This is a genomic window from Thalassomonas sp. RHCl1 (assembly GCF_947387555.1).
GTDB lineage: Bacteria > Pseudomonadota > Gammaproteobacteria > Enterobacterales > Alteromonadaceae > Thalassomonas.
On sequence record NZ_CANDNZ010000004.1, the window covers coordinates 244506 to 262195 of the forward strand.

Here is a 17690-nt window from a genome sequence, read left to right on the forward strand (position 1 = left end):
TTCCTTACTCACAAACTGGTCTATTCAACGGTCAGCGCTTCATTGACGAGCGCTTGTTGTTCTTTAACATGAACTGACATATAACCTACTGCCGGAGCGGCAGATGCCTTACGGCCGGTATAAGTCAAATAAGTACCTGCCGGGATAGCGGCTCTGAAATGGTGCTGTGAACAATACCAGGCACCTTGGTTCTGAGGCTCTTCCTGACACCAGACAAACTGCTTCACGTGCTGGTAATCTTCCAGTACTGCCTGAAGCTCTTTCTCCGGGAATGGGTATAATTGCTCGATACGGATAATGGCAACATTTTCCTGCTCATTTCTCCGGCGTTGCTCCAGCAATTCGTAATATACTTTACCGCTACAGAAAACGACTTTTTCTACCGCCTTCTTATCGATATCGTCGATTTCGCCAATTACGTTATGGAAAACACCGGTAGACATTTCTTCTAAAGAAGAAACCGCCAGCGGGTGACGCAATAACGACTTAGGCGACATGACCACTAAAGGACGACGCATAGGACGTACTACCTGGCGGCGCAGCATATTAAATACCTGGGCCGGGGTAGAAGGAATACATACCTGCATATTGTGGTCGGCACAAAGTTGCAGATAACGCTCTAAACGTGCAGAGCTGTGCTCTGGTCCCTGACCTTCATAGCCATGCGGTAATAACATAGTCAGACCACATAAACGGCCCCACTTCTGCTCGCCCGAGCTGATAAACTGATCAAATACCACCTGGGCACAGTTGGCGAAATCACCAAATTGCGCTTCCCAAATAGTCAGACCGGCAGGCTCAGCTGTGGTGTAACCGTATTCAAACGCCAGTACGGAAACTTCTGACAGTACCGAATCATGCACATCGAAAGGCCCCTGCCCTTCACGCACATGTTTCAATGGCATATAGGCGCTGCCGTCTTCCTGGTTATGCAATACCGCATGACGGTGGAAGAAGGTACCGCGACCGGCATCCTGACCGGTAATACGCACGCGCTGGCCCATGTCGACAATCGAGGCGTACGCCAGATTTTCCGCCATACCCCAGTCGAGTAATTTCTCGCCTGAAGCCATTTTTTTGCGGTCGTCGTATAATTTTTTCACACGCGAGTGTACCGGATGATCTTCCGGCAATTGCGCGACTTTGGCCGCAAGCTCTTTCAGCTTGTCGATGGAGATTTCTTTCTCGTACTCATCATCCCAGTCATGACCCAAGAAAGGTGTCCAGTCAACGGAATGGGCGGTCATCGGACGCCATTGTTCAACGGTACACTGACCTTCATCCAGCAGCTTACGGTAATAAGCCGTTAACTCATCGGCCTGACCAGCTGTGATGCTGCCCTCGTTGATCAGTTTATCGGCATAAAGCTGACGCGGGGTCGGGTGCTTTTTGACGATTTTGTACATCAACGGCTGGGTGGCGCTTGGCTCATCCGCTTCGTTGTGACCGTGACGGCGGTAACAAACCAGGTCGATAACGACATCACGTTTAAATTCGTTGCGGTAATCCAGGGCAATTTGTGTTGCCAGGACTACGGCTTCAGGATCATCACCGTTAACATGTAAAATAGGTGCCTGCACCATTTTCGCTATATCGGTACAGTATTCCCCTGAACGGGTATCCTGAGGGTTTGAGGTGGTGAAACCAACCTGGTTATTCACCACGATACGGATAGTGCCGCCGACCTTAAATGCACGCGCCTGCGACATATTGAAGGTTTCCTGCACCACACCCTGACCGGCAATCGCCGAGTCACCGTGAATGGTGATAGGCAATACCAAATCACCCTGATCGCAGTTTCGGCGATCTAAACGGGCTCTTACCGAACCGATAACCACAGGATTAACTATTTCCAGATGAGACGGGTTAAAGGCCAGCGCCAGGTGAACATTGCCGCCCGGGGTAACGAAGTCAGAAGAATAACCCTGGTGATATTTAACATCACCCGAGGTTAAGATCTCGTCATGCTTGCCGCCGAACTCATCGAATAACTTGGACGGGTTTTTACCCATGACATTCACCAGGACATTTAAACGTCCACGGTGTGCCATACCAATCACCACTTCTTTGGCGCCATGCGTACCGGCGCGGGTGATCAGCTCTTTAAGCATAGGAATAAGGCTGTCGCCACCTTCTAACGAGAAGCGTTTGGCGCCGGGGAATTTCGCCCCTAAATATTTTTCCAGACCATCGGCAGAGATCAAACCTTTAAGCACATCCAGCTTCTGCTCTTTAGACAGCTTGGCACTGGACTGTACCGATTCCAAACGTTGCTGTAACCAACGCTTTTCTTCGGTAGAGGTGATGTGCATGTACTCGGCGCCGATAGAACCACAATAGGTCTTTTTCAGTGCTTTATACAAATCACCCAGCTTCATCGATTCCTGACCGGCAGCAAATGATCCGATATTAAAATCTTTATCGAAATCATTTTCTGAAAGGTCGTGATGCGATAATTGCAGGTCACGTACCTTATCACGGAGCCATAATCCCAGTGGATCTAGGTTAGCATTTTGATGACCGCGGAAGCGGAAGGCATTGATTAACTGCAATACCTTAACTTGCTTGGCATCAGCACCACTTGAAACAACAACCTGTCGACTCGGCTGTTTCGCAAGCTCTCTGAACTCATCGCGGATAGCGGAGTGCCGATATTCAACATCTGCACCTTCAATTTTCGGAAGTTCCTGGAAAATTTCGCGCCACTGCTCCGAGACAGATTGCGAGTTGTCCAGGTAAGATTCATATAGTTCTTCAATATAAGCCGTGTTGCCACCGCTTAAATGAGAAGACTCTAACCAAGCCTTCATTGTACCTTCTGGCATTGCCTGTTCCTTTACTGGGATAAAAGCAACAAAAAATAAATGTAACTGCTCTTTTTTAAGTTCTTTTTATTAGAAAAGTTTCCATTAAATACTGCCAATGAAACTTTTTATGTCAAAGCCCAAGAAAAAGAATAGTTACCCAATATAGCTAGAAAAACATTAATTACAGCAGTTCTCGTAGTTTAATAGTTCGGGGCAAACTTACTCAACATAAGTTCACCCCTAAATTTATTAAACAGATCTTGCTAATAACATTGATTTTATATGGCCAATGGCTTTGGTTGGGTTTAATCCCTTAGGACAAACATCAACACAGTTCATTATGCCGTGACAGCGAAATACGCTGTATGCATCCTGCAAATCATCCAATCTTTCTTCGGTAGCAGTATCACGGCTATCGATCAAGAAGCGATAAGCGTGTAATAAACCTGCCGGACCGATGAATTTATCCGGATTCCACCAAAATGAAGGACAAGAGGTCGAGCAACATGCACATAAAATACATTCGTATAAACCGTCAAGCTTCTCACGGTCTTCTATCGACTGTAAATGCTCACGTGCCGGCTGTTCTTTGCCATCATTAATTAAATAAGGTCTGATTTTTTCATATTGATTATAAAACTGAGTCATATCAATAATCAAATCACGTACCACAGGTAAGCCCGGCAGCGGACGTAATACTATGGTATTGGCCTTCACCGCCGATAATGGCGTGATACAGGCCAGGCCGTTTTTACCGTTCATATTCAAACCATCGGAGCCACAAACCCCTTCACGGCAGGAACGACGGAATGATAAGGTGGAGTCTTGCTCTTTTAATAAGATCAAGGCATCAAGCACCATCATATCTGAGCCTTCTGGAAGGTCCAGCTCATACTCCTTCATATAAGGAGCATTATCAACATCTGGGTTGTAACGGTAAATCGAAAATTTTTGTTTCATCACGCTACTCCTTAATAAACACGCGCTTTCGGTGGGAAAGCATCACGGTGAATTGGCGTCATATTAACTGAGCGTTTCGACATTTCTTCAGTTTCCGGAGTATAAATCGAATGACACAACCAGTTTTCATCATCACGTTCAGTGAAATCCTGACGGGCATGAGCGCCGCGGCTTTCAGTACGGAAGTTGGCGGCTTTAGCTGAGCAGAAAGCCGTTTCCATCAGGTTATCCAATTCCAGACATTCGATGCGCTGGGTATTGAACTCGCTGGACTTGTCGTCTAAACGTGCGTGTTGCAAGCGTTCACGGATTTCCGTCAACTCTTTCATGCCCTGCGCCATGGCTTCACCTTCACGGAATACCGAGAAGTTAAGCTGCATGCATTGTTGCAGGTCTTTACGGATTTGTACCGGATCTTCACCTTTGTCCGAGTTCTCCCAACGGTTAGTACGGGCTAAGCTCGCTTCCAGATCAGAGGCTGAGGCATCTTTACCAAATTCAGTGTCGTTCAGGTATTTACCCAGGAACTGACCGGCAGCGCGGCCAAAGACCACTAAATCAAGTAAGGAGTTACCGCCTAAGCGATTGGCGCCGTGTACAGATACACAGGCAATTTCACCCACGGCGAATAAGCCTTCAACAACTTTTTCTTCGCCGTTAGCGTCAACATGGATCGCCTGACCGTTAACATTGGTCGGTACACCACCCATCTGGTAGTGACAGGTAGGAATAACCGGAATAGGCTCTTCCGCCGGATCAACGTGAGCAAAGGTCTTAGATAAGTCACAAACGCCAGGCAGACGCTGGTTCAGGGTTTCGCGACCTAAGTGATCCAATTTCAGCTTGATATGAGGACCCCAAGGACCGTCACAACCACGGCCTTCACGGATTTCCGTCATCATAGAGCGGGCAACAACGTCACGACCGGCCAAATCTTTGGCATTCGGCGCATAACGCTCCATAAAGCGCTCGCCGTCTTTGTTAAGTAAGTAACCACCTTCACCACGACAACCTTCGGTAACCAGTACACCGGCACCGGCAATACCTGTCGGGTGGAACTGCCACATTTCCATGTCCTGCATTTGCACGCCGGCACGAAGTGACATACCAACACCGTCACCGGTATTGATGTGGGCATTAGTGGTAGAAGCGAAGATACGACCTGCACCACCGGTTGCCAATACCGTAGCACGGGCTTTAAAGTAAACAATTTCACCGGTTTCCATGCAGATAGCGGTAGTGCCGACGATAGCGCCGTCACTGTTTTTCACTAAATCCAGGGCATACCATTCGCTGAAAACATTGGTTTTGTTTTTAACGTTTTGCTGGTACAGGCAGTGCAATAAGGCATGGCCGGTACGGTCGGCTGCAGCAGCGGTACGGGCCGCCTGCTCACCACCGAAGTTTTTAGACTGACCACCGAAAGGACGCTGGTACACTTTACCGTTTTCAAAACGAGAAAAAGGTAAGCCCATGTTTTCTAATTCAATAATAGCTTCAGGGCCGGTTTTACACATGTATTCGATTGCGTCCTGGTCACCGATATAATCGGAACCTTTAACGGTGTCGTACATGTGCTGTTCCCAGTGATCTTCATGGGCGTTACCTAACGCAACCGTGATACCACCCTGGGCAGATACCGTATGAGAACGGGTTGGAAATACTTTTGAGATCAGGGCACAAGACTGGCCAGATTCAGAAATTGCTAAAGCGGCGCGCATACCCGCACCACCTGCGCCAATAACAATGGCGTCAAACTCACGAACAGGAACGTTCACTTACACACCCCACACAGTTAAGAAGCCTGCTGCGAAATAAACCAGCAAGGTAACAGTAAAGATAAATTGCAAAGCACCACGCAAAAATGCGGCTTTAATGTAATCTGACAATACCTGCCAGATACCGATCCAGGCATGGACCAATACCGCGATAATGGCCAATAAGGTAAAGACCTTCATGGCAAGATTGGAGAATAAGCCATGCCAGATTTCAAAGGTGACTTCCGGGGTAATAACGAAAAATCCCGCCATAAACAGGACATAACAAGCCAGAATTAACGCACTGGCTCTTAACAGAATAAAATCATGTACGCCACTGCGGCCTACTGTTGCGGCATTATTTACCATAACCAAACTCCTACAACTGCGGTAAGCACCAGCCAAAGTGCAATAACAAATTTTGCAGTGGCATTACCCGAGGCTAATTCTTCAAAATGACCTAAATCCATAAATAAATGGCGCACACCGGCTAATAAATGATAAATCAGCGCGGCACAGATGCCTAAAATAATAAATTTAAAGAAAAAGCCATCAAGCAGGGATTTGATTTGCGCAAAACCTTCTGCAGACGATAAGGAGATTGAAAGGGTCCACAATAAAATGCCAATAGCAAAAACCATAATCACACCGGAGATACGGTGCAATATAGAGGCATGAGCTGCTGAATGCATCTTTATTGTAGTTAGATCAAGGTTTACAGGACGTTGTTTTTTCACGATTGTTGCCTAAAGAGCTCTTTGAGCCTTCAACTTTTTTTATATAACCTATGAATTACCCGTAAACGAGCAATTCCCAAAGCGATCACCTGCATATATTTTTGTAAAATTGCATACAATTTTTCACAAAATAGTCGCAGAGCAGCTAGATTATATAGTTGATATGAACGAATTACAATTTTCGTTCCATTTTAAAGGCTTGCGGTTAAAAAATAATCAACAAAAGTGTTTTTTTTTGATATAGAATTAATCAAACACACATTTGAATTGACTTTACGGGGGCAGTTTGCAGTAGAATACCCGCAGTTTTATATTCATAAAAACTGATTACATTTTCATAATAATCAGAAAACCAATTGATAGGGGATAAACATATGGCTGATTCAAAGGCCTCTCTAAGTATTGACGGTAATGTAGTTGCGGAATTACCTATTCTGTCTGGAACCGCAGGTAACGACGTGATCGATATCCGAACTTTGGGTAATTATGGCTATTTCACCTATGACCCTGGCTTTTTAGCAACGGCATCATGTGAATCTGCGATTACTTATATTGATGGCGGTAAAGGTGTATTACAGCACAGGGGCTACCCAATCGACAGCCTGGCCAAGCAGGCGGATTACCTGGAAGTGTGCTACATCCTGTTAAACGGCGCGGCACCGACCAAATCACAATACGATGAATTCAAAAATACCATCACCAACCATACCATGGTGCACGAGAAGTTAGCACACTTCTTCCAGGGCTTCTTGCCTGATGCCCACCCAATGGCCATGGTATGTGGTGTTGTTGGCGCCTTATCATCTTTCTACCACAGTGATCTGGATATCGATGATAAAGACCAGCGTACCCGCAGCGCCCATCGCCTAATCGCTAAAATGCCGACTATTGCTGCTATGGCGTACAAATACAGCATAGGTCAGCCTTTCGTTTACCCGAGAAATGATATGTCTTATGCCGAAAACTTCCTGCATATGATGTTCTCGGTACCGGCTGAAGAATATAAAGTAAGCCCGACCATCGCCAAGGCCATGGACCGAATCTTCACTTTGCATGCCGACCATGAGCAAAATGCTTCAACGTCAACCGTGCGTTTAGCCGGTTCATCAGGTGCCAACCCATACGCCTGTATCGCTGCCGGTGTTGCTTCTTTATGGGGCCCTGCCCACGGCGGCGCCAACGAAGCTTGTTTGAACATGCTTGAAGAAATCGGCTCTTTGGAGAACATTCCTAAGTATGTTGCCAAGGCAAAAGATAAAGCCGATCCGTTCCGCCTGATGGGCTTCGGTCACCGTGTTTACAAAAACTTCGACCCGCGCGCCACGGTAATGCGTGAAACCTGTCACGAAGTATTAAAAGAGCTGAACATCAAAGATCCTCTGCTTGACGTAGCCATGGAGCTTGAGCGTATCGCCCTTGAAGACGAATACTTCGTTTCCAAGAAGCTTTACCCGAACGTAGATTTCTACTCAGGTATCATCTTAAAAGCCATCGGTATTCCGACCAGCATGTTCACGGTAATCTTTGCCATGTCACGCACCGTTGGCTGGATCTCTCACTGGGATGAGATGTTAAGCCAGCCGGGTCAGAAGATCGGTCGTCCTCGTCAGAAATACACAGGTGAGCTGGATCGTGAATTCACCCCGTTGCATGACAGATAAGCCGAGCTTATAAGTTCATAAAAAAAAGGCAGTTTTTACTGCCTTTTTTCTTGCCCAAAATTTAGTGACCGTCTGTGATTACCTCAGGGAAAGTCAAAAAATTAATGTAGATTGGCAAATTTTTGTCGGTAGTCTTTTGGTGTCAAGCCGGTAAAACGTTTGAATAACTGGCGAAAACTGCTGATATCCTCATAACCCACCGACCAGATAATGTTATTGATACTGTCGGTGGTTTTTTCCAGCTTGCCCTTGGCGAGTTCCACCCGGATACGCTGTAAATAGGTGATAGGATTTTCCCCTGTGGCCAGCTTAAAACGGCGCTTAAAGGTTCTTGAGCCCAGGCCCACCTGCTCGGCCAGCGCATCCATGCTGATCTCTTTCTTATAATTGCGCTCCAGCCATTCCTGCGCCGTTAAAATCGCCTGGTCTTCATGGCTTTTCTGCGCCTTAAAAGAGCCGTAAGGGGACTGTTTTTGCCTGACCGGATCGAACACCATCAGCTTGGCACAATCGGAGGCACTGTCCTTACCCAGCAGTTTTTCCACCAGATAAAGGGCCAAGTCCATATAGGAAGTGGAGCCACCGGCGCAAATGACATCGCCGTTATCAATCAGCAACTCTTCACAATCAAGGCGGATAAAGGGAAAAATCTTACGAAACAGCTCGGCGCTGCGCCAGTGTGTGGTCGCGGTTTTTCCTGCCAGCATACCGATGGAAGCCAATAAAAAACTGCCGGTACAACTGCTGGCGATCAGGGTTCCCTGCGACTGGCAGGTTTGCAGCCAGTGCTTGATTTTTGCTTTATGGGTTAATTCAATATCATGGCCACAACAACCCACCACAACCTGTACCGATGCCGTGGCAATGATCACATCCGGTATCTCCATAGCAGCCAAAGTCCTGGTGGGCTTGATTTCTATGCCGTTATAGCCGGTTACCGGCTTATCGTCGATAGTGACAATCTGGCAGTCGATCGCCTCCCTCTTATCCAGGCCATAACGTTTATTTTGGCAATAATTAGCCGCCGAAAACACATCCAGCATGCCGTAAACGCCGGACACCATACAAAGTTCACTGGCTAAAATTGCAACCTTCATGCTTCTGTCTCTCCCATGACATAAAAATGTCATTTTTGCCACTTACTATGTCAAATATGCCACCTCTTTTATTTATTGGCAAGGAGTATTATTTACTCACTGAAACAAGTAGGAGCCAAACCATGAAATATGTCGCCCTGTTACTCCATGTCGTCTTTCGCTTTACCCTGATCGCCACCCTGGCATTAATTGCCCTGGTCCCCCTGGTCCCCCTGGTTTATGAGATCTCAGTATTAACGGCTTTTGTTTATATGCCTTTGTTGTTAATTGCCATTGCTGTACTAAACCTGGCAACAGATCACTTATTGCTGAAAATGGCGCAGTCATCTGCTGCCATAAACACCAGGCGTTACCGGCATTTTTTCGGCAGACACTGTATTTTCTGCGCCGGACATTAGTATAAAAGGCCTGAGTTACGGCTGGGTTATATTGAAAAAGAAGCTGGGCTTGTCGGTTGAGCCTGATATAATGCGCGGAATTTTTTGCTGTTATTTATAATGATCATTATGTCCGACTATCAACTCAGGTTCGGCGGCATCAGCCGCCTCTATGGCAACCAAGGGGCCGCCAGGTTACAACAAGCGCATTTTTGCGTGATTGGTATCGGCGGTGTCGGCTCCTGGGTGGCAGAGGCCCTGGCCAGAAACGGCATAGGCGCCATCACCCTGATTGACCTTGATGATATTTGTACCACCAATATTAACCGGCAGATCCATGCGTTGACAGATACGGTCGGACAAAGCAAGGTCGAAGTCATGGCAGAGCGCATCAGGCAAATAAACCCCGACTGCCGGGTGAATGAGGTGGAAGACTTTGTCACCCATGAAAATCTGGCTGCGCTGTTAAACCAGGGGTTTGATTATGTCATTGATGCCATCGACTCGGTCAAAGTCAAGTCGGCCATTATCGCCCATTGCAAGCGTAATAAATTGCCGGTGATCACGGTTGGCGGCGCCGGCGGGCAAACCGACCCGAGCCAGATCCAAATTTGCGATTTAAGCCAGACCTATCAGGATCCGCTACTGGCCAAGGTGCGAAACCAGCTGCGCCGGGAATACAACTTTTCCCGCAATACCAAGCGGAAATTTTCCATCGACGCCATTTTCTCCACCGAGCAGCTGGTATACCCGGATAGCGATGGTGAAGTCTGCCATGCCAAGCAAACTCAGGACGGCGCCATGCGCCTCGACTGCAGCGGCGGCTTTGGTGCTACAACCCATGTTACCGCCACTTTTGCCTTTTTTGCCGTCGGCCGGGCAATTAAAAAGTTCCTCAATAAAAAACCGAAATAATCTCTGCCTCGCCCTTTAGGCGGGAAATAACCGCTAAAGGGCGGCAAACAATTCACGATGAATCAAAGGCAAGCTAATCCCGGCTTGCCAGTTGTGTAATTTTTTTCACAATAGCCTGAACACCATTACCCCGTGAAGGGCTCAAATGCTGCAACAGCCCCAGCTGCTCAAAATAGCCCTGGATATCAAAAGCATCGATTTCTGCTGCCGTTTTGTGATTAAACGCCGCCAGCACGATAACCAGCAAGCCCCGGATCACCTTGGCGTCGCTGTCGGCTTTAAAATGATACCTTGCTTCGCCATCCAGGCGATAGGTTAACCAGGCCAGGCTCTCACAACCGGCGATCAGGGTTTGCTCATTGCGCTCGGCCTTATCCATGCGCTCCAGGGTTTTACCCAAGAGCATAATTTCCCGGTGGCGGCTGTCCCAGCCTTTGATGGCGGCAAACTTTGCCAGCATAACCTGGCTTTCATCAGCTTGTAGTTCAGCTTCTTCCTTGGCTTTTTCCTCAGTCAGGGCGCCGCCAGGCGCTGCTTGATGCTCTCCACCTGGCTCTTCCCCATGGACAATAGCCGTTAAAACCTCAATAACCGCATCAATTTCAGCAAAGGTATTGTAGGGGGCCAGTGACAGGCGCAAGCAGCCGCTAAGTTTTAAATATTCCATTAACGGCATGGCACAATGATGGCCGCTTCTTATCGCAATGCCCCGACTGTCTAACGCAGTGGCAATATCATGATTATGATGTCCGCTCAGTGTGAAGGAAAAAACAGGAATATCCGGTGTTTCTGTGACGATAAAACGTATCCCGTGAATATTTTGCAGCTTTTGCATCATATAAGCGATAAGCGCCTGCTCATAATCGAAAAATGCCTGCCCCTGATGCCTCCTTAAGAAGCGGACCGCCTCTGCAAAAGCCACTACCCCGGCAATATTCGGGGTACCGGCTTCAAACTTAAACGGCAGCTCGTTAAAGCTGGTACCGGCAAAGCTGACGGTTTGGATCATTTCCCCGCCTCCCTGGTAAGGCGGCATTTGCTCCAATAAGGCCAAACGTCCGTATAAGACCCCGACACCGGTAGGACCGAACATTTTATGGGCCGAGAACAGGTAAAAGTCACAGTCCAGGGCTTGGACATCAACGGTTAAATGCGCTATCGCCTGGGCGCCGTCTATCACGGTGATGGCTCCCACGGCTTTCGCCCGGGTAATGATCTTTTCTAACGGGTTAATACGGCCAATCACATTGGAGATATGCGCACACGCCACGACCCTGGTCCTGAGGCTGATCAGCTCTGCCAGCTTACTTTCATCCAGGGTACCGTTATCAGTTAACGGCAATATTTTGATCACCGCGCCTGTTTTTTCCGCCACCAGTTGCCAGGGCACAATATTGGCGTGGTGTTCACTGTAACTAAGAACAATTTCATCCCCTGCCTTTAACTGGCTTTCCCCCCAGCTAGCCGCAATAAGATTAATGCCCTCGGTAGTGCCTTTAGTCCAAATGATTTCCCTGGTACTGGCAGCATTAATAAACGTTTTTGCCGCCTCCCTGGCTTCTTCAAAAGCCCGGGTTGCCCGGGCACTTAAGACATGCGAGGCCCGATGAACATTGGCATTACTGGCACTATAATAATCCTGATAGGCATCGAGCACACATTGTGGTTTTTGCGTTGTGGCGCCATTATCAAAATAGATTAACGGCTTTTCATTAACGTTTTTTTGTAAAAGCGGAAACTGTTGGCGAAACTTCAGCGGATCAAAGCAGGACATGAATGACGAAAAATTAATAAAATAAAGTTGCCGCCATTATACCCCAGATTTCCTTGGTAATTTACCTTTGCCCGGGATAATTCACACAAAAATAAGCTATGCCTTTTAACTTTCATCAACTATACCTAATAACACGTTCGTTAAGAGGGAACTTATTATTGGCAAGATAAAGGGGGTGAGAGATGGTCTTATTTTCGTGGTTCCTTCATACAAAAAAATCATTCAACGACATTCAAGCGCAAGAGAATTTAAAAACAGACAAACAGCAAGATTTAATTTACGCCCAACAAGCCATGTGGCCAACCGCTAAACCCAGAGAGCAAGCTATTCCCCTGAGCCCAAACGTCATCCCGGTCAAAAATAGCAGGCATAAAAAGCAGAGCGCCAGGCAGTTAAAATATAAGCAGGCATGCAAGTGAGCATTACTGCTCTTAAAGCGGATTAACACTAACTTCGGCGCTAAATACACTCAGCCAGGATTGCCTTTCCCGGCAACAGCGGTGCGGGAAAAATTAAAAATCTCCCATGATAATTTTCGCTTTCCTTGCCGGTGAACTTTCCCATAAAGCAGCTTGGCCAAGCCAGAATTTTGCCTGCTTTATCTCGCCCCGGTGAAAAAGCGCCAGGGCAATATTATAGTGAAAACTGGGCATAAGAAAGGCGCCGGGCCCGGCAGATAAGCGCTTGAGATATGCATCGGGAAAGCCTTCTTCGTAATAGGCCAGCTTAGTTCGCTTTGATAAAGGTTTAAAGGCCTGTGGTTTTTGCCGGTCACAGCTCGCAGCCGGGAATACCCCCACCCTTTTGGCATATTCATCCGGGGTGCCCAGCTGCCAGCCGTTGCCCTGTGCCTGAAAAATAGGGGTATCCTCCCTGATTTGTGCCGCCCAGGGCAGCTGTTTTAATACCTGAGCGCGAAGTGCGCTGCGCTTTCCCTGATAAAACTCCGCCAAGACCACCAGGTTATGGGCAAAGGGAGATTGTTGCACCTCGCTGCAGCGGTTATGGTGGGCAGGCAAAGGATATTCGTCAACAAAGCCCAACAAATGGCTCAGTTCATGGGTAAAGACATCCAGGTTATCCTGCCTGTCGATATACAGGATACCTAAGTGGACATTGGCTCCCCCTTGAGGTAGCAGCACCCCGACAAAACGGCTAGTGATGGCACCGGCATCATACTGCCATATCTCTTCCCGGCATTTGATCGCCCGGCGCTTGTTAACCCGATACTTACTTTCACTTACCTGGTTTTCCCGGCAAGCGAGAGTGTCGACGGCACGATAACGCACCGGGGCAAAACAAATAAAAGGCGCCAGAGGGCCGGATTCAACCCCATGAGTTAACTGCTCCAGGTAATGTAAATGCTCGAGGCGGGTGGCAAATAACTGGATACTTGCGGTGCAGGAAGCCACCACGGGCTTGTTTACGGCATGGGGATTGGCCATACCGTAACCCCGCTCTTGTGCGTTCCCCTCTCCCCAGGAGTCGAGCACCCCATAGCGATGAATATCGGCGAGTAACTCCCGCCCTGCTGTGCTCAGCTCCAGTAAAGGCAAATGGCGTTTAAGGTAATCCATATCTCCCAGGGCGATGGCGGCCTGCACTGCAAGCTGAAGCAAAGCATGCTCCGGGGCCGGGCTGCTGGTGCTCAACAAAGTAAACCCCAGCTCCTTGTCGGCAGTTTCTTGTGCCAGCAGCAGCTGATTATTGTCGAAGTACAATTGCGCCAGCCCCAGCCTTGCTTGCACCGAAGCATGCTTGATCCCCTGGTGATACCAAAAAATTGCCCGGTGCCGGTGATCTTGCTCCTCTGCTCCCTGCTGCAAATGTTTACGACTTTGTTCCTGGTAATAACGCGCCAGGTCAACAGCAGCCGAACCCCGGGTTTTTGCCAGTTTTTCATTCAGCCTTCGCCAGGCCGCTGAGCCATAACCTACCTCGGCTAACTTGAGCTGCCATGCTACAGGCAGTTCCGCCTTAACGGCATAATCAAGTTGTGCCCGGCTATATTGCCCGGCAAGTAACAGCTGACTCAAATAAGGCGGCAAAAAAAATGAGCTTGACGGTAACAGTACCAGCAAGCCCATGATAAGCAATAATCTCACGTTTTAACTTCCAGCCGGGTTTAATTGACCGGTGCAGCTTTACCCGCAATTTTCTCACGCATCAATTCCAGTTCCAGCTTGGCATACCTGTGTTCAACAAACTCATAAACATTGGTACTTAATGCCAGTTTAAAGTAATTGGCTGCGACATTGGGATGTCCGTGAATCTGGCTGTATTTACCCAGGTAAAAATACGCTTCGCACAACCTGTCGGTCAGCTCTTTATTAGACTGGATATTATCGGTTAACTGGTCGATAAACTGCGACTGGGGCAACTCATCTAAATACAAATAAATAATTTGCTTGGCCCAGGTATCATCATGGATCAAATCCACCTTGGCTTTTAAATTCGCCAGCGCTTTTTCCTGATCAACCTTTTGCTCCGCCAGATACAACCAAATCAAACGGTAGGGGTCATTGGTTTGTTTTTGGTGGAAGGTGGCAAAATCATCTTTTGCCAGGCCTGGCCGGCCACCGTAATAAAGAGCGATGCCCCGGTTTAAATAGGCATAATCATGCTCCGGTGCCAAATCCAGGGCCGAGTCGAAAGAATCGTAGGCCTGGTTAAATTCCTGCAACTGGGTAAAATGAATTCCGAGGAAGTTATAGGCATCCACCAGATCCGGCTTCAAACGCAATGCACGGTTAAAATCAAGCCGGGCCAGGGAGCGCAGGCCGACACTGTCGAAGATAACCCCGCGGTCATAATACAACTGTGCCTTTTGCAGATCGGTGATTTCCGCCCGCTGGATCACTTCCGTTAACCGCGCCAAGGCAATTTCACTTTTATAGTTAACCGGCATAGGCTCAGCGATCACTAACTGTCCCATGGTGGCCGGTTGTTTACCTTCGTTGCCCAAACTTGTACAGCCCTGAGCGAAAATAACCAAGCTGATGGCAGCTAATTTATATAACGGCTTCAAAAGAATAATTACCTTAAAATGAATAGATTAACTTGAGTTAATAATTAAAGTATATAAAAAAGGGAGCCATATGGCTCCCTTTTTATGTAATGATTTCTCAGTTAATCATTATTCACCTGCTGGTGCTTCTTCACCGGCCGGCTTTTCAGCGGCTTCTTTGATGCTCAGACGTACGCGGCCCTGACGGTCAACTTCCAGTACCTTAACGGTAACTTCCTGACCTTCGCTCAGTACATCGGACACATTATTAACACGCTCTTCAGAGATTTGGGAAATATGAACTAAGCCATCTTTACCCGGCAGCACGTTAACAAAGGCACCAAAATCAACGATACGCACCACTTTACCTGTGTAGACAGAGCCAACCTCGATTTCTGCCGTTAAGGCATTAATACGGTTGATGGCGTCTTTCGCCTGATCGCCGTCGGTGGCGGCAATTTTTACGGTACCGTCATCTTCAATTTCGATAGTGGTGCCGGTTTCTTCGGTCAGCTGACGAATGGTCGCGCCGCCTTTACCGATAATGTCACGAATTTTATCTACGCTGACTTTCATGGTATGGATACGAGGAGCGAACTCGGAAATCTCTTCCCTGTGGCCGCTGATCGCCTGGTCCATAACGCCTAAGATGTGTACACGGGCAGCTTTTGCCTGGTTTAAGGCAATTTGCATGATTTCCTGAGTGATACCTTCAATCTTGATATCCATCTGCAGCGCTGTAATACCTTCGGTAGTACCGGCTACTTTAAAGTCCATATCACCTAAGTGATCTTCATCGCCTAAGATATCGGAAAGGACAACAAAATCGTCACCTTCTTTAACCAGACCCATGGCAATACCGGCAACAGAAGCCTTGATTGGTACACCGGCATCCATTAATGCCAGAGAAGTACCACATACAGAAGCCATAGAAGATGAACCGTTTGATTCAGTGATTTCAGAAACCACACGTACCGCATACGGGAATTCTTCCATTGTAGGCATTACCGCCAACATACCACGCTTGGCTAAGCGGCCGTGACCGATTTCACGACGCTTGGGAGAACCGACAAAACCGGTTTCACCAACACAGTATGGAGGGAAGTTATAATGTAACATAAAGGCATCGGTCTTCTCGCCCATCAGGGTATCAAGACGCTGTGCATCACGCTGGGTACCCAGAGTTGCTGTTACTAATGCCTGAGTTTCACCACGGGTAAATACTGCTGAACCGTGAGTACGTGGCAGCACGCCTGTCATCACGTCAAGGGCACGGATCATTTCAGGATCACGGCCATCGATACGTGGCGAGCCTTGGGTAATACGACCACGAACAACGGTTTTTTCCAGGTCGTGGAACAGATCTTTGGCTTCCTGTTCATTCAGCTCTTCATCAGCGGCTTTAAGCTGCTCAAGTACTGCATTTCTGATCTCGGCAACGCGTGCATAACGCTCAGCTTTTTCAGTGATTTGGTAAGCTTCATTCACCTGCTCGGTGGCAAGTTCGCCGATTTTGGCGATAAGATCGGCATTTTTCTCAGGGGCAACCCAGTCCCAGGCCGCATTACCGACTTCTTCCGCCAGCTCATTGATGGCGTTAATGGCCGTTTGCATCTGCTCGTGACCGTATACCACGGCGCCAAGCATCACTTCTTCAGATAATACGTCAGCTTCAGATTCAACCATTAATACCGCAGATTCAGTACCTGAAACCACTAAGTCCAACTGGCTGCTTTCCAGCTCAGACTGCAGCGGGTTAAGCAGGTATTTACCATCGCTATAACCAACACGGGCCGCACCAACAGGACCGGCAAAAGGCATGCCTGAGATGGCTAAGGCAGCAGAGGTACCTAACAATGAAATGATGTCAGGAGAAATTTCCGGGTTTGCAGAAACAACCGTGATGATCACCTGTACTTCATTGGTAAATCCTTCAGGAAATAAAGGACGAATTGGACGGTCAATCAAACGGGCGATCAGGGTTTCTTCTTCAGAAGGACGACCTTCACGTTTGAAAAAGCCACCCGGGATTTTACCGGCGGCGTAAGTTCTTTCCTGGTAGTTGACCGTTAACGGGAAAAAGTCCTGACCTTCAACCGCTTCTTTTTTACCAACAACAGAAACCAGTACACTGGTATCGTCCATGCTGGCCATAACGGCGGCAGTTGCCTGACGGGCAATCGCGCCCGTTTCCAGAGTAACGGTATGTTGACCGAACTCAAATGTTTTAGTAATCGGAGTCACTATAAGTTTTCCTTATTTTTTCGGATGTTATCCAATCTGTACAATTGTTTATTCACTCTAAGGAGTAGAACAAAAAATTATACAGTTTGGATGGATAGTTAAATTCATGCGAAATATACAATTTCGCAGGCACATTATACTGACAACTCCCCGTTTTACTAGCGATTCATGGCATTTATCCGCTATCTGCTTTTATATCGCCGGCTATTGAGAAAAATTGCCTTTAATCCCGGCGACAAATGAACGCTCTGATGGTCAAATAAGTGCCGAATTTCAATATCACGGCAAATAAGCCCCCCTGTTTTAAAGGCAAAAAAAACGGCCCCGAAGGACCGTTTTTATTAAGCTTACTTG

General features: G+C 47.7%; 13 protein-coding genes. 3 read left to right on the top strand and 10 right to left on the bottom strand.

The window, feature by feature from the left end:
* Nucleotides 1-20: 20 nt before the first annotated feature.
* From QL234_RS13975 to sdhC, 5 genes are all read right to left on the bottom strand, one after another.
* A complete protein-coding gene (locus QL234_RS13975; RefSeq protein ID WP_281558443.1) occupies nt 21-2825 on the bottom strand; it encodes a 2-oxoglutarate dehydrogenase E1 component in 2805 nt (934 codons plus the stop codon).
* A gap of 231 nt (nt 2826-3056) precedes the next feature.
* Nucleotides 3057-3767, bottom strand: coding sequence for a succinate dehydrogenase iron-sulfur subunit (locus QL234_RS13980; protein ID WP_044835109.1), 711 nt, complete (start codon nt 3765-3767; stop codon nt 3057-3059).
* Nucleotides 3768-3778: 11 nt separating this feature from the next.
* A complete protein-coding gene (gene sdhA, locus QL234_RS13985) occupies nt 3779-5545 on the bottom strand; it encodes a succinate dehydrogenase flavoprotein subunit (protein ID WP_281558444.1) in 1767 nt (588 codons plus the stop codon).
* On the bottom strand, nt 5546-5893 hold the full coding sequence (gene sdhD / locus QL234_RS13990; RefSeq protein WP_281558445.1) for a succinate dehydrogenase, hydrophobic membrane anchor protein: 348 nt from the start codon (nt 5891-5893) through the stop codon (nt 5546-5548).
* Nucleotides 5887-6261 (bottom strand): succinate dehydrogenase, cytochrome b556 subunit, encoded by a 375-nt coding sequence (gene sdhC / locus QL234_RS13995; RefSeq protein WP_281558446.1) that lies wholly within the window; start codon nt 6259-6261, stop codon nt 5887-5889. The genes sdhD and sdhC overlap by 7 nt, the downstream gene beginning before the upstream one ends.
* 374 nt (nt 6262-6635) lie before the next feature.
* On the opposite strand from sdhC, the gene QL234_RS14000 reads away from it, so the two are divergent.
* Entirely contained in the window at nt 6636-7922 is a 1287-nt protein-coding gene (locus QL234_RS14000) for a citrate synthase (RefSeq protein WP_281558447.1), read from the top strand.
* A 101-nt stretch (nt 7923-8023) separates the two neighbouring features.
* Here QL234_RS14000 and QL234_RS14005 read toward each other — a convergent pair whose 3' ends face one another.
* Nucleotides 8024-9019 carry a helix-turn-helix domain-containing protein gene (locus QL234_RS14005; RefSeq protein WP_281558448.1) on the bottom strand — a complete coding sequence of 332 codons (996 nt, stop codon included), beginning with the start codon at nt 9017-9019 and terminating at the stop codon, nt 8024-8026.
* A gap of 122 nt (nt 9020-9141) precedes the next feature.
* On the opposite strand from QL234_RS14005, the gene QL234_RS14010 reads away from it, so the two are divergent.
* Both QL234_RS14010 and tcdA read left to right on the top strand, forming a co-directional pair.
* Nucleotides 9142-9417: a hypothetical protein gene (locus QL234_RS14010; protein ID WP_281558449.1), complete on the top strand. Its 276-nt coding sequence runs from the start codon at nt 9142-9144 to the stop codon at nt 9415-9417.
* 108 nt (nt 9418-9525) lie between these two features.
* On the top strand, nt 9526-10311 hold the full coding sequence (gene tcdA, locus QL234_RS14015; RefSeq protein ID WP_281558450.1) for a tRNA cyclic N6-threonylcarbamoyladenosine(37) synthase TcdA: 786 nt from the start codon (nt 9526-9528) through the stop codon (nt 10309-10311).
* Between the two features lie 73 nt (nt 10312-10384).
* On the opposite strand, the gene QL234_RS14020 is transcribed toward tcdA, so the two are convergent.
* From QL234_RS14020 to pnp, 4 genes are all read right to left on the bottom strand, one after another.
* Nucleotides 10385-12085 (bottom strand): SufS family cysteine desulfurase, encoded by a 1701-nt coding sequence (locus tag QL234_RS14020; RefSeq protein ID WP_281558451.1) that lies wholly within the window; start codon nt 12083-12085, stop codon nt 10385-10387.
* A 512-nt stretch (nt 12086-12597) separates the two neighbouring features.
* Nucleotides 12598-14190, bottom strand: a complete 1593-nt coding sequence (locus tag QL234_RS14025) for a hypothetical protein (RefSeq protein ID WP_281558452.1) — start codon at nt 14188-14190, stop codon at nt 12598-12600.
* 20 nt (nt 14191-14210) lie between these two features.
* Nucleotides 14211-15113: a lipoprotein NlpI gene (nlpI, locus tag QL234_RS14030; protein ID WP_281558453.1), complete on the bottom strand. Its 903-nt coding sequence runs from the start codon at nt 15111-15113 to the stop codon at nt 14211-14213.
* A gap of 108 nt (nt 15114-15221) precedes the next feature.
* Nucleotides 15222-17336, bottom strand: coding sequence for a polyribonucleotide nucleotidyltransferase (pnp, locus tag QL234_RS14035; RefSeq protein ID WP_281558454.1), 2115 nt, complete (start codon nt 17334-17336; stop codon nt 15222-15224).
* Between the last annotated feature and the right edge of the window lie 354 nt (nt 17337-17690).